Source organism: Vibrio sp. 10N.222.54.A3, from assembly GCF_041474095.1.
Taxonomy (GTDB): Bacteria; Pseudomonadota; Gammaproteobacteria; order Enterobacterales; family Vibrionaceae; genus Vibrio; species Vibrio crassostreae_C.
The window spans coordinates 1-12386 of sequence record NZ_JBFRTN010000095.1 but is presented as its reverse complement, the minus strand read 5'-3'; the positions used below and the strand labels follow the sequence as shown (position 1 = coordinate 12386).

Here is a 12386-nt window from a genome sequence, read left to right as displayed (position 1 = left end):
GTATAAAGTTATTTTTAATATATAAAAATAGGAAACCTAGTGTCAATATCACGCTTTGTATTTGGTTTAAGTTAAATTTATTGGATCAATGACTCATTTGCATAATATCAATAATGTAAGGCGTAGAGGCTAGGCGTAGTTAATAAGGATGAGAGCTCATCCTTATTATTGTGAGTAATATATCGAATTGAGAGAGTGTTAATTTAATGTGGAAATTAAGTTATTTATCAATTAGCTAAAAGCGAGCTGTGCGGTAATTTATATTGATAGGTATATCATCCATTTAAGGATAACACCCAAGCCAAAGACGCCAGCGGTTTCAATTCAATATTAAAACTGCCAACACTGTTCTCAATGTCGAGCACTTGTTGCGCTATGCCTTCAATATATTCATTGAGTATGTAACGACCATCAACTAATTTGAGTTTTTGGATTACATCACTTGGAATCTTAAAGTGAATATTTTCAGTGGTATGTTGGCTGAAATTAGCTGCAACAATGGTTAGCTCTTGGTGGTCAGAGCGCAGAAATGCGTAGACTGAATCACTTAAGTTACAGCACTGGTGTAAGTCTTGGTAATCACCTGTTATCGATGAGTGCTCTAGCGAAAAGTTCATTACCTTTTGATAGAAGTGACGCAGCTGCTTTTCGTTTTCGTCTAATAGCCCGCCATCGAATGCGCCGTGGTTCATCCACTTTTGGTGTTGTGGGACTCCGATGTAGTCAAATATGGAAGTTCGTGAGGGCTGTCCAAAGCCTGCATTCTCCGCGCCCGGTTCGCCGACTTCTTGCCCAAAGTAGATCATGGTTGGAGAACTACTCAATAACGCGCTGACTAGCATTGCAGGCTTCGCTATATTTGGGTCACCTACAAATTCAGGAGACGCGATGCGTTGTTCATCATGGTTATCCAAGAAGTGCAGCATGTGATGTTCAATATCCATCATTTGATGTTGGATTTTGGGGATGATAGCCGTGGAAGTATTGCCTAGCATGATGTCTTTTAGACCGTCGTACAGATCTACTTTGTCATAGAGGTAGTCCATTTTGCCTAAGTGGATATAGTCGCGATATAAGTCCGGTTGGTACACCTCAGCCATTAAAAAGGCATCTTGGTTTTTCATCTTTATAGATGAATTAAGGTAGCTCCAAAATTCGACTGGAACCATCTCAGCCATATCGTAGCGAAACCCATCAACACCTTTATTCAACCAAAACAAGGCGATATCTCGGAATTTAGCCCAAGAGTTAGGCACATAAACAGATTCCCAGAAACGGAAATGATCCATGTAATTGCGTTGAGCATAGTCACTCGGTAGTTCAGGGAAGTCTTTTGAACCGTCTGGTCGCATGCCATAATTGATTTTCACCGTTTCATACCAATCATCGAAACTAGGCTTGGCTAAACGTGAGCCGTTACCTGTCCATTTGGCGGGCGTCTCTATAAACGGGGAGTTTAGGTTGGGATGCTGTTCACCACCTAGCGGCGTAAAGGCGGGCTCTATGTCTGGCAATTCAAAGGTGCTGTTGGGAATGTAGTAGAAGTTATTGTCTTTGTGGTATTCCAGCGTTGTGTCATCTTGAGCGCCGAAGTCACTGACACCTTCTGGGTTGTTTAAGCCTTTATAATGACGCGCAACGTGATTCGGTACGATATCGATAATCACTTTTAAACCATTGTCGTGACTTCTTTTGATTAGTGCCTCGAACTCCTCTAGTCGGCATTCAGGGTTGTCTGCGAGATCTGGGTTTACGGAATAGTAGTCTTTGACGGCATATGGTGATCCCGCACGGCCTTTTACCACGCTAGGGTGATCGTCTGAAATACCAAGGTGCTTGTAGTCATTGATGAGCGCATGATGTGGCACTCCGGTATACCAAATATGAGTCATACCGAGTTTGCGGATTTCAGACAGCGCTTTGTCGGTAAAATCACTGAACTTACCGACGCCATTTTGCTCGATTGTGCCCCATGGAACATGTTGGGTGTTTTTATTGCCAAATAAACGCGTAAAAACTTGGTAGATGGCGTACTTTTGGTTGTACATATTTATAATTCCTTTAACTTCCATCATGTTATGTAGGGATGAAAGGGCTTGTTTATTCTTTGCAGGCTAACCGAATTACAATATGCCTTACTCATCCTTATCAAAATCTACAGGGCGTAATTGCTACAGTATGTGAGCTGTTGCTCAAAAGGAGTCATGTTGTCTTCATCTATTCAAATCGTTATCTCCTATTTGGTTCTGGTGGCGGTGTCTGTGTTGTTTGCGGAAAGTTCTAAAGCGCTGTTGGTGTGGTATTTGGTTATCGGTTTCGTGACGTTTTTTGTGTACGCGAAGGACAAGCGAGCAGCGATCAATGGCAATTGGCGTGTGCCAGAGAAAACTCTGCATATTTTTTCTGTTGCTGGTGGCTGGCTAGGGGCGTTGATTGCTCAAGATAAGCTGCGTCATAAAACGCAGAAGCAGCCGTTCAGAGCCATATATTGGGTGACAGTGGCAGTGAATGTTGCGGCGTTTGCGTGGACGTTAACCCCGAGCGGGCAGGCGACGTTTGGACGTTGGCTTAGCGAGGTTATTGGATACTTGTAATGAAATTGATGGCTAGTAATCACTTACTAACCATCATAGGAAAGCTATTTTGTTATAACATCGGAATCGTTGAGGCTAACAGCAAGCCTGCCATACCGTAGTTGAAGCTTTTGATACGGACTGGTGTTGTTAACCAGTGTTGCAGTTGTTTACCTGCCGCTGTCCAGAATGTCACGGATGGTAAGTTGGCGAGCGTGAAGATACCTGCGATGATCGCAAGCTCCCACCATGAACTGCCGCTGCTATAGACTGAAATTGCCGTCAGCGCCATCGACCAACCTTTCGGGTTCACCCACTGAAAACTTGCCGCGCCGATGAAGGTCATTGGCTTATAAGCCTCGGTGCTTTTCGCTTTGCCGCTCAATGCTATCTTAATTGCAAGGTACACGAGGTAAGCAAGGCTTAGGTATTTCAAGATTTGGTGAGTAACCGGATAAGCGTTGAAAATGCCCATTAAACCGAAGCCAACTAGCAGCAACATGGCTGCAAACCCTAGAGCAATGCCAAGCATGTGCGGAATAGTACGGGCAAAGCCAACATTTGCTCCTGATGTCATGAGCATGATGTTATTTGGACCTGGTGTGAAGGTCGAGACGAACGCAAACAAGGCAAGTGCGCTAAGTTGTTCTAAAGGCATTATGGTTCTCCAGCAAAAAATGAACGAAGTGACTGACCGGTCATGACTTTCACGTGTTGAGAAACATAGTAGGTGGAAAGTGAGGCAATTATGTGCTTTTATTTCCTCTATTATCACTAAATGCACAATAATAAGTACTTATGGATAGATTTGACGAAAGGATATTGCAAGAGCTTAAATTGGACGGCAGAATCTCCAATATTGAGCTTTCTGAACGAATTGGTTTGTCGGCTTCAGCGACCTTAAGGCGAGTACAAGATCTTGAGCGTAAAGGGATCATTCAAGGTTACCGTGCAGTTCTGGATAATGGCCTGATGGGCGTTGGCTTTATTGCTTACGTTTCGATTGGTTTATCGAGCCACAGCAAAGCGGCTCAACTAGAGTTTGAACAGCATGTCAGTATGGAAAAAGAGGTGGTGGAGTGCCACAACATTACCGGTGCCAACGAGTACTTGCTAAGGGTAGAAACCAAAGATCTACCGGGCTATAAGAAGTTTCATGCCGATGTGCTTGGGGAATGTGCTCAGGTGCAATCTATTACGACTATGGTTGTGATGGATACCCCTAAAGACGAACGCTAGTCGAGTTTTATTTCAGGAGAGGCGCAGTGCCAAATACCAATCAGTTGTTATTGTTCTTAGATGTGGTTCAACAAGGGTCGTTTACCAAAGCGGCAACCTTGCACGATATGGACAACTCATCACTCTCTAAACAGATCAAAAAGCTCGAGCAAGATTTAGGTGTTCAGCTGCTTAACCGCTCTACACGCTCGTTTTCGTTGACGTCGGCCGGGGAAGATATTCTCGCACAAACCTATGTGCTGAAAGACACTATCAATCAGATCCAAGGAATTGCAGATTCATACCAGTCTGAACCCAAAGGTGTGCTACGAATTACTTCACCGATCTATTTTGGGCAGCAATATTTGCAACCTATCATCACTCAGTTCATGAGAAAGTACCCAGATGTTCAGATCGTACTCTCATTAGACGATAAGATCGCCAACATCATTGCCGGGCAGTTTGATATCGCGTTTCGCTTCAGTAAGCTTGTTGAATCGAATTTGATTGCGAAGAAGATTGCCGACAGTAACTTCATGTTGGTCGCATCGAACGATTTTGTGAAGGAGCACGGAGAGCCGAAGACGCCACAAGATCTACTCGCGCTACCCGCGGTGATTTATACCAATGGCGATATGACAGTCGATCACTTGCGTATCAGTGAAGAGCCGTATGGTAATACCTTTCAAAGCCTGACGATTCGTGGCAACTATAAGGTGAGTGATGTTCGCACCATGGTCTCTTGCGTAAAAGATGGCTTAGGCTATGGCTTCCTTGACCAATCAAACCTGTATGCCTCAATGAAAGATCTGGGCTTGGTTACGTTGCTTCCAGATTACCCGATTTCAACGATTGATACTGCAATCTACGCTGTGTATCCGCACCGTAAACAGACCAAGCTGGTCAAAGAGTTTATTACTACAGTTCAAGATTATATTGGCTCTCCGACCATTTGGGAGAAGATGCAGCAAGGTTAGTTGTGTTTCTAATCGTTCAAACATAAAAAAGGAGCCAGATCGTCACACGATCTGGCTCCTTTTTAATTGTTCCGGCTATCACTGATTTACAATGTAAAGCTTAGCTATAGCTGGCGTGAACGGCTCATATTCACTAATACCTATTAATGCTCATGAATCACTTCTTTACCACTTGGGTAGGCTTTTGAACCCAGTACATGACCATCAACTTCTTTGCCATAGTAACCTTGGTGATTGTGGTAGCGCTTAGCATTGCTAGCAACATCACCCTTGTATCGAGGATCTTGTGGGCGTTCATGACTATTCACAAATGCAGCCACATCCCATGCATCTTGAATCGAAAGTTGCTGGCTCTTTCCAAGCGGCATGTTTTCATAGATGAAATAGGCAGCGGTGTTCACCCGGTGCATACCCGCGCCCCAGTTATACGCGTTTTCGCCCCACAGTGGTGGGAAGTATGAACGGCTGTCTGATCCTTTAATACCTTCACCATTTTGACCATGACAGGTTTGGCAGCTGGTTTGGTAAACCTTTTCGCCACGCGCTATCGATGGCTCTTGTTCAGGGTTAGCAATCTTAGGATAGCCACGACCTGCCAGTTTGCTTCGGTCATCGATTGGGTATTTGCTTAGCAGTTCTTCCGGAAGAGGGAAGCTTTCAGCTTTACCACCGACTTGTAAGTCGGCATCGCTAATCTCAGGAACGGGTGTATCTTGCATGCCGTTCTTATCTAAGATGCCGCCCATCGCCAGCCAGTATGAATAAGCCGTCAGTGCGACCATCTCTTTTGAACCCTCGGCCGGTGGCAGACCATTCATTGAGTAGGTGAAGCAACCTTGGATACGCTCTGCGTAGCTGTTTACCTTGTCGTTCTTAGAACGATACGCAGGGTAGGCCATGTACGCACCCCAAAGAGGTGCTGCGTTAGGCTTCATGCCTGCTTGCATGTGGCAGTTGACACAGTTTTGTTCATTGCCTACGAACGTACCACGCATCTGTTGTGAATCGACAAACAGCGAGTACCCCAATTTTACTTTGTCGCCAAATTCCCCAGCAGGGATATCAACCAAGTCTCGTGGCACCAGATATTTGTTGTCTTGAGGCTTCTCAACGGCTGGCAGTTCGGTTTGGCGATCTGGCAACTCAGCTTCGGCATAAGCGATTCCAGAGGCAAGGGTTGCGGTAATTAGAAGTAATGTTTTCATGCGAGCCCTTTAGTATCGGAAAGATGCGAAGTAGTAAGACAGGTTTTTGATTTCATCGTCGGTCAACTTACCGGCGATATTGCCCATCATGTTCAAATCATCACCCTTACGAGTACCGTTTTTCCAAGCGTTGAGCTGAGTTTGAATGTAGTCGGCATGCTGGCTTGCTAGGCGCGGGAATTTGTCTACGCCCATACCGCTTGGCCCATGACAGGTTGCACAGGCTGGAATGTTTCTATCCCAATCGCCTTGGAATACAAGTTTACGATAGGGGTTATCGATATCAGCCTGTGAGCCGCGCTGCTCTAAATCGGTAAATTCGTATGAAGGTAGTGATGCAAAGTATTCTGCGACCTCACGACGAACAGCGGGATCAGATACACCGTCAGCCATTCCCTTCATGATCGCGCTTTGACGCTCACCACTTGAGAACAGAACCAGTTGATGTTCTAGATAGTCAGCATTGAGCCCTGCAAGCATAGGGGCAATGTTGGGCATGCCTTTACCGTCGGCTTGATGGCAGCCGCTACAAGTTTCTGCGGCTTCTGGCATTGGATTGGGTGCTGCTTGTGCAAAAGCGGATAAAGAAAGGCTTCCTAGAGCAGCGATGCAAAGCGTTAGAGTTTGAGTTTTAATTGTCAGCTTAGTCATGAGGCGTCGCTATTGGTTGTAATGCACGCATTTTCGACATAATTGGTTGTTCGCGCTATTGTGGATTTCCACATTAATTCACTTGGAACTTGAGGTGAGTCTCACATTAATAACCTCAGTTACCATAATGGTATTGATGTGAACTTCGATAGGTTGATCCAACTGCCGTTTATGAAATGCAAGGGAACTGCCATGTTCGCCTCGGTATAACTGCTTGTTAAGGCTCTTTTATGGCACCGATTGTATAAGCATAGCTGCTTTATGGATGCGGGCTAAAAAAGTTGTGGTGAAATGAAGATTACCTAATGGCTTTGGGTTGATTACTCTATCTAGAGCGGATGCTTTATCTAGATTGGGTACTTTATGTAGATTGGACGTTTATCCAAATAGGCTGCTTTTCTAGATCAAGGGGACGAAAAAGCAGAGCAACCTCGAATGACGAAGTTGCCCTGTTGTGTTCTAATCTGCAAATCAGATAAGGAAGTGTTTTGAATCAGTGATTAAGTTATAGCTTGCTGAGTTTAAGCTAGACCTTGTAGATCTTAGCCGGAAGCGCTTGTCTGGCTGCTGCTCCTACAACCCAATCTAACATGACGCCTTTGCCTTCTCTCGTCGGGTCAATCAAGCCTATATCATTGATGTTAACGCCATCGTTCGACTTCATCTTCACTGGTTGTTGTGCGTCACCAATCCAGTGTGCGCGTTCACCGAGCTCTTTGTGTCCAAAGCCGTGTTCAAAGCCTAATGTTCCAGGTTTGATGCCATCAATCACCATCGCCAACGCGTGTGTGGTTGAACTCGGTGTTTCAATGGCAAATACGTCGCCTGTTTTGATACCAGCAGAAGAGGCGTCTTGCGGGTGAATGTAAACTGGGTTCACTCCTTTGATCGACTCTAAGCGTGGTGATAAGTTAGACACCGCACTGTGAATGTTGGATTTAAAGTTGGTTAGGGTGAACGGCCACTCTTTTGCTGGGAACTGCTCTGCTAGTGGCGTTCCGTCCGCGAGTTTTTGTGGATACCATGTAGGGCAACCCATGTATTGCTCGCCACTGATGGTGTTGCGAGAAGTACCGAGCTTTTCATTCCAGATAGCCAATGGTTTGGTCCATTTGTACTTCATGGTTTCATTGGTGTAGGCATTGGTTGCGTCTTCAAAACGACCGCCACGCGCAAAAATGTACGCTACTTTGAGCATCTCTTCAGGCTTGAGCGTTTTGTTCATCACAGGCACTAGGCGCTCAAGACCAGACCAAACAATATCTTCCGCATCCACATTCGGCACGCCACCTTTTACGAACGCTAAGTTAGCAGCCGAGCGCAGGTAGAAGTCTTCAGCGCTATGAATACCGTGCCAGTTACCTTGATTGTCTTTGATTACGTTGTCGCCGAAGCCACCTAGGCCAAGCGTTTTCGCTAGATCAATAAAGAAGTTCTCTAGGTTGATGGCACGTCCGTCTTGAGTGCGGGAAGTTTTAGGCTCAACAATCGGCCAACGAGCGGTGATCGCTTTGGTCGCGACACCATGCCAAGGTGTTGCCATGCCCCAGCTCTCGTAGGTCACTGTGTCTGGCACTAGGTAATCCGATAAGGCAGTCGTTTCATTGATAAAGGCATCGATAGACACGATCAAGCCAAGCTGTTTGGGATCTTTAAGCTTCTCGCCTAGCAGGTTGTCTAAGCCTGGGACACCATATAGTGGGTTCGCCATGTGGTTGATCCACGCTTTTGCACGGTAAGGGTAACCGTCAATCGCAGCTGATAAGTGCTCAGTTAAAAGCGGAGCTGATATTGGGTACCACGGCGCGCGGGTCGGGTAAGGTGACTCGCCTGCGGCAACGCGACGTTTGTATTCGCTAGTTTTTTGATACGGGAACTTGCTGCGGGACAAGAATACACCTTGAGGCTTAGTCTTACCTTTAAACTTGGTAAAGTCGTAACGTGGACCAGCAACCGAAGTCGGGTAGCCGCCCGCTTTCGCCATCGCACCGCCTTTCGCGTTGATGTTACCGATCAGCGCGTTCAGCATCAGAATAGAGAACGAGTTGTAGAAGCCGTTGGTGTGCATGTTTCCACCGTGAGTATCCACGACTGCTTTTGTACCGTAACTGGTGAAGCGTTTTGCCAGTGCAATAATCTGGTCTTGTGGGATCTCACACTGCTCACTGTAGTAAGCAAGGTCGTATTTGAAGGCTTCTTCCTTCAATCTTTGCAGAGAAGACTTAACACGAACAGTCTGACCATCAACTTCTACGTCTTGATCGACGAACAGAGCCGCTTCATTCACCTGAAGATGTGATGCTAATAGTGACGTTGTCACATTAAGTGCAATAAATCCGTCATCGTCAGACATCGGTTCGCCTGTTTCTAGCAACCCTATATCCGATGCACGAAGCATACGCCCATTTTGTGGGTGCGACTCGTCACTGATCACAAGGTGAGATGCATTACACCAGTGTGTGGTGCCTGCTTGCTTCATCGCTTGCGCACTTGGGCGAGACAAGAAGTCGTGATTGTAGCGCTGGTTGTCGATGATCCATTGGATCATGCCCAGAACTAATGCTGAATCGGTGCCCGGTTTGATCGGTAGCCAGTTGTTGCGATCGCCCGCCGCAAGGCTTGACGATCCTGCCGGAAGGCTTGGAGTCACAATGGTGTAGCTCAGTTTTCCGTTGGTACGAGCCTCAGCCAATTGTCTCGCTTGGCGCTTAAACGGGTTACCCGCTTGAGCTGGAGACATGCCGATGAAAAGAATGAACTCTGCGTTGTTGAAGTCGGGTTTTAGGTGCGAGAACTTGTCTAGATCGTTCATGATCGCGCCAGAACCTGCACGGAATGCGTAGCCACAGTAAGAGCCGTGGTGACCGAAGTTTCGTGTACCATAGCTGTTGAATGCAAAGCGCTTCAAGATGTCATCACGGCCTTCATTACCAGCATTCGTCACCAACAATTGGTTGGCTTTGGGACCGTATTCAGGGTTGTTTGGATCGAGTGGTGTTTCGATGTCACGAATCGATCGTAAGCCCTCAACTTTACCTTCACCGAATAAGTCACCACCCTCGGTGATCTCAGAGATAAGTTGTTCGTAGCTGATCGGCTCCCACTTGCCTTCACCTCGTTTACCAACACGTTTTAACGGTTGAGTGATTCGGTATGGGCTGTTTTGAATCTCCAACATGCCGTTACCACGGGCACAGGCTGTCGAGCGGTTATTGATGCCTGACTCACCAGACAAGCCAATGTAGGCGTCTTTTACCGGTGTTTTGAACGGGATCTGCTGATCACTTGATAGTGGGTGATACGGATTACCTGAGATACGCAAGATCTCGTCATTGCGATTATCGATACGTACACGCAAGCCACACAGTGTCCAGCAACCAAAACACATTGATGGTGCAACGCGTTGGTTTGGATTCGGCGAGATCTTACCTTGCTCATCGACACTGTATTCCGTCTCTAGCGAATTACCGTGATGGATGTGGTTGGTTTTCTTACCCGCGGTGCCATCGATAGCACCGTGAACCATGTGTTTTGTGGTTGTCGCATAACCTGCAGCAAAAGCTCCAGCACCACCGGCAGCAAGGCCTGTTTTCAAAAATTGACGACGTTTGTTATCCATGATGATTCCTCAGACTACAAGCTATGTGAGCGGTTAAGTGGTGACGATGTTTTTTGAGCTGATTTAGCTGATATTGTTTTTGTCGATACGATTTCAGAGGCAAACAACGCAAGTGCTAACCAAAGACCACACATACCAACAATGCCGAGTAATCCTGCGCTACCCATCGGCAGTTCATAAGGGAATGGGCCAACATCGAAACGTGGAATGGTTTGAACTTCCATCATGGTGACCCAACGTACCGCCCATGCAGAAACTATGGTCGCAAGCGCAACACAGATAATTCCTAGCTTACTTTGCGATAGGCGTTGCAGTGGTAGAACCAAGATCATGCACAGCAAAATGCTGGTGGTCATGATGCCTAAATTGATGCCCCAAGCGTCATTCTCATACAGGCTGAAGTGACCATGGTTAGATGCCCAAATCGACGTGAAAATGATGGCAAGGCCACCCGTTAAGGTAATGGTTCTTTGTATCAGAGCTAGGTCTGTTGGTTTTAAGCTTGGCTTGCTTGAAGGCAGAAGAGCCCAAATCAACAGCGTTAAACCCGTTGCAGCAAAGAATGCGGTCGTGAACCAAAGTAGTGGAGAAGCCGGTTGATGCCAAAGCGGTCGGCTCGCCAAAATCGCAATCTCTGCGCCCGTATAAAGCGCGATGCTTAGGCCCGAAATAGCCGTCACAGCAGCGAGTGCAATCATCAGCTTTGATGATATTTGCCATTTACCTAGCGTCAGCCAAGACAAACGTTTTAGAAATGGGTTTTCACTTTGTTTAAGCTGTGCGATGTCGTCACGCAGGTAAACCCAAGCCGTCGTGACAGCCAGACCAGAAAATAAAGGTAGAAACAAAGAGCCCAATGACATCCATGACCAAGGCGTAATATGAGCATAGAAGTGCCACGCACGTCCGGGTTGGTGCAAGTCACCGGTTAATGCTAATGGTCCAACAATCGCGCCAATGGCCATCACAAGCACAAGGGCAGAACGGAATTGGTGACTGGTTGAGTTTTTAAAGATTAGTGCAATCAAGAACAAAATAGCGGCCGCGTAGGCTGAACCTATGTAGAAGAAATATTGAACCGCCCACGGTAGCCAAGCGATCTCTTGAGCGGGGACTAACACCTCAGTGATATTCATGCTGTCTCTCCTTGTTTGCCTTGTGTCGCGATTGCCAATTCTTGTTTGCTAGAGGATGAGTTATCGATGGCGGCTGGATCATAAATCGCAGGTTGGCCTTCAATGTGGCTAACGAATCGCTCATTCATGCCGATATAGAAAACATGTGGGTTGGTATTCTGCTCTGGTTTAAGCACTTTTATGTCGTCTTGGTTTTCATTGAGCAGGCGGTTAATTTCGCTGTTTGGGTCTTTGAGGTCACCAATCACACGAGCACCACCAACACAGGTTTCGACACAAGCGGGCAGTAAACCGTCTTCAAGGCGGTGTGCACAGAAGGTGCATTTGTCTGCGGTAAGGGTGTCGTTGTTGATGAATCGAGCGTCGTAAGGGCAAGCTTGAACACAGTAAGCACAGGCTACGCAGCGTTCGTTGTCGACCATTACAATGCCGTCTTCACGTTGGAAGGTCGCTTGAACAGGACAAACCTTAATGCACGGAGCATCGTCGCAGTGGTTACACAGACGAGGCAACATGAATGACTTCACCTCTTGTTGAGTAGTCGAACCATCATCAAGGGAGACTTCATACTGTTTTACGGTGGTTCTGAACTGGCCAATTGGCGCTTGGTTTTCAACGCTACAGCCAACGGTGCACGCCTGACAGCCAACGCATTTACGTAAATCAACCGCCATGGCGTAGCGTTTACCTACTTCGCCTTTGCGGTCAGGTTGGTTGTTATTGCGAATGGCTGTGCTTGCGACTACGGTGTTGATTCCGGTGATGGGAATGAGCGCAGCACCAGCGGAAACCTTGCCGAATTGGCTAAGAAACCGTCTTTTCAATGAGTCCATAGAGGTACCTATAAATGGGTATTCGATCTGTTAGGCTCATTGTCAGTTTTTGACCGTTCACGGGGTATTGTGGATTTCCACATACCCAGATCAAAGTTGATCTAGAACAAATGTGGTTTTACCAATCTAGCTGTTATGCTTTGTTTTAGAGGCTTATTTAAGGTTCATCGCGGC

The 12386-nt window shown here is 46.5% G+C and carries 10 protein-coding genes; 3 read left to right on the top strand and 7 right to left on the bottom strand.

Features of this window, described 5'->3' with window-relative positions:
• Positions 1 to 275: 275 nt before the first annotated feature.
• On the bottom strand, positions 276 to 2048 hold the full coding sequence (locus AB4507_RS19105; protein WP_102394258.1) for an alpha-amylase family glycosyl hydrolase: 1773 nt from the start codon (positions 2046 to 2048) through the stop codon (positions 276 to 278).
• A gap of 156 nt (positions 2049 to 2204) precedes the next feature.
• On the opposite strand from AB4507_RS19105, the gene AB4507_RS19100 reads away from it, so the two are divergent.
• The gene (locus AB4507_RS19100; RefSeq protein ID WP_136979052.1) at positions 2205 to 2594 is read left to right on the top strand and encodes a DUF1294 domain-containing protein; all 390 of its coding nucleotides are present in this window, start codon (positions 2205 to 2207) and stop codon (positions 2592 to 2594) included.
• A 52-nt stretch (positions 2595 to 2646) separates the two neighbouring features.
• Here AB4507_RS19100 and AB4507_RS19095 read toward each other — a convergent pair whose 3' ends face one another.
• A complete protein-coding gene (locus tag AB4507_RS19095) occupies positions 2647 to 3231 on the bottom strand; it encodes a LysE family translocator (RefSeq protein WP_017058847.1) in 585 nt (194 codons plus the stop codon).
• Between the two features lie 140 nt (positions 3232 to 3371).
• On the opposite strand from AB4507_RS19095, the gene AB4507_RS19090 reads away from it, so the two are divergent.
• Positions 3372 to 3812 (top strand): Lrp/AsnC family transcriptional regulator, encoded by a 441-nt coding sequence (locus AB4507_RS19090; RefSeq protein ID WP_009845852.1) that lies wholly within the window; start codon positions 3372 to 3374, stop codon positions 3810 to 3812.
• Between the two features lie 26 nt (positions 3813 to 3838).
• Complete coding sequence (locus tag AB4507_RS19085; protein WP_017069737.1) at positions 3839 to 4768, top strand: LysR family transcriptional regulator; 930 nt, start codon at positions 3839 to 3841, stop codon at positions 4766 to 4768.
• A gap of 143 nt (positions 4769 to 4911) precedes the next feature.
• Here AB4507_RS19085 and AB4507_RS19080 read toward each other — a convergent pair whose 3' ends face one another.
• From AB4507_RS19080 to dsrO, 5 genes are all read right to left on the bottom strand, one after another.
• The gene (locus tag AB4507_RS19080; RefSeq protein WP_372183102.1) at positions 4912 to 5973 is read right to left on the bottom strand and encodes a c-type cytochrome; all 1062 of its coding nucleotides are present in this window, start codon (positions 5971 to 5973) and stop codon (positions 4912 to 4914) included.
• Positions 5974 to 5982: 9 nt separating this feature from the next.
• Complete coding sequence (locus AB4507_RS19075) at positions 5983 to 6624, bottom strand: c-type cytochrome (RefSeq protein ID WP_017064226.1); 642 nt, start codon at positions 6622 to 6624, stop codon at positions 5983 to 5985.
• Between the two features lie 526 nt (positions 6625 to 7150).
• Complete coding sequence (locus AB4507_RS19070; RefSeq protein WP_372183100.1) at positions 7151 to 10243, bottom strand: tetrathionate reductase subunit A; 3093 nt, start codon at positions 10241 to 10243, stop codon at positions 7151 to 7153.
• Positions 10244 to 10257: 14 nt separating this feature from the next.
• Positions 10258 to 11379 carry an NrfD/PsrC family molybdoenzyme membrane anchor subunit gene (gene nrfD / locus AB4507_RS19065; RefSeq protein ID WP_372183098.1) on the bottom strand — a complete coding sequence of 374 codons (1122 nt, stop codon included), beginning with the start codon at positions 11377 to 11379 and terminating at the stop codon, positions 10258 to 10260.
• A complete protein-coding gene (gene dsrO / locus AB4507_RS19060) occupies positions 11376 to 12212 on the bottom strand; it encodes a sulfate reduction electron transfer complex DsrMKJOP subunit DsrO (RefSeq protein WP_372158883.1) in 837 nt (278 codons plus the stop codon). The genes nrfD and dsrO overlap by 4 nt, the downstream gene beginning before the upstream one ends.
• Between the last annotated feature and the right edge of the window lie 174 nt (positions 12213 to 12386).

Coding starts and splice junctions, on each gene's coding strand:
- AB4507_RS19105 (WP_102394258.1), bottom strand. CDS start 2,048: ATGTACAACCAAAAGTACGCCATCTACCAAGTTTTTACGCGTTTATTT.
- AB4507_RS19100 (WP_136979052.1), top strand. CDS start 2,205: ATGTTGTCTTCATCTATTCAAATCGTTATCTCCTATTTGGTTCTGGTG.
- AB4507_RS19095 (WP_017058847.1), bottom strand. CDS start 3,231: ATGCCTTTAGAACAACTTAGCGCACTTGCCTTGTTTGCGTTCGTCTCG.
- AB4507_RS19090 (WP_009845852.1), top strand. CDS start 3,372: ATGGATAGATTTGACGAAAGGATATTGCAAGAGCTTAAATTGGACGGC.
- AB4507_RS19080 (WP_372183102.1), bottom strand. CDS start 5,973: ATGAAAACATTACTTCTAATTACCGCAACCCTTGCCTCTGGAATCGCT.
- AB4507_RS19075 (WP_017064226.1), bottom strand. CDS start 6,624: ATGACTAAGCTGACAATTAAAACTCAAACTCTAACGCTTTGCATCGCT.
- AB4507_RS19070 (WP_372183100.1), bottom strand. CDS start 10,243: ATGGATAACAAACGTCGTCAATTTTTGAAAACAGGCCTTGCTGCCGGT.
- nrfD (WP_372183098.1), bottom strand. CDS start 11,379: ATGAATATCACTGAGGTGTTAGTCCCCGCTCAAGAGATCGCTTGGCTA.
- dsrO (WP_372158883.1), bottom strand. CDS start 12,212: ATGGACTCATTGAAAAGACGGTTTCTTAGCCAATTCGGCAAGGTTTCC.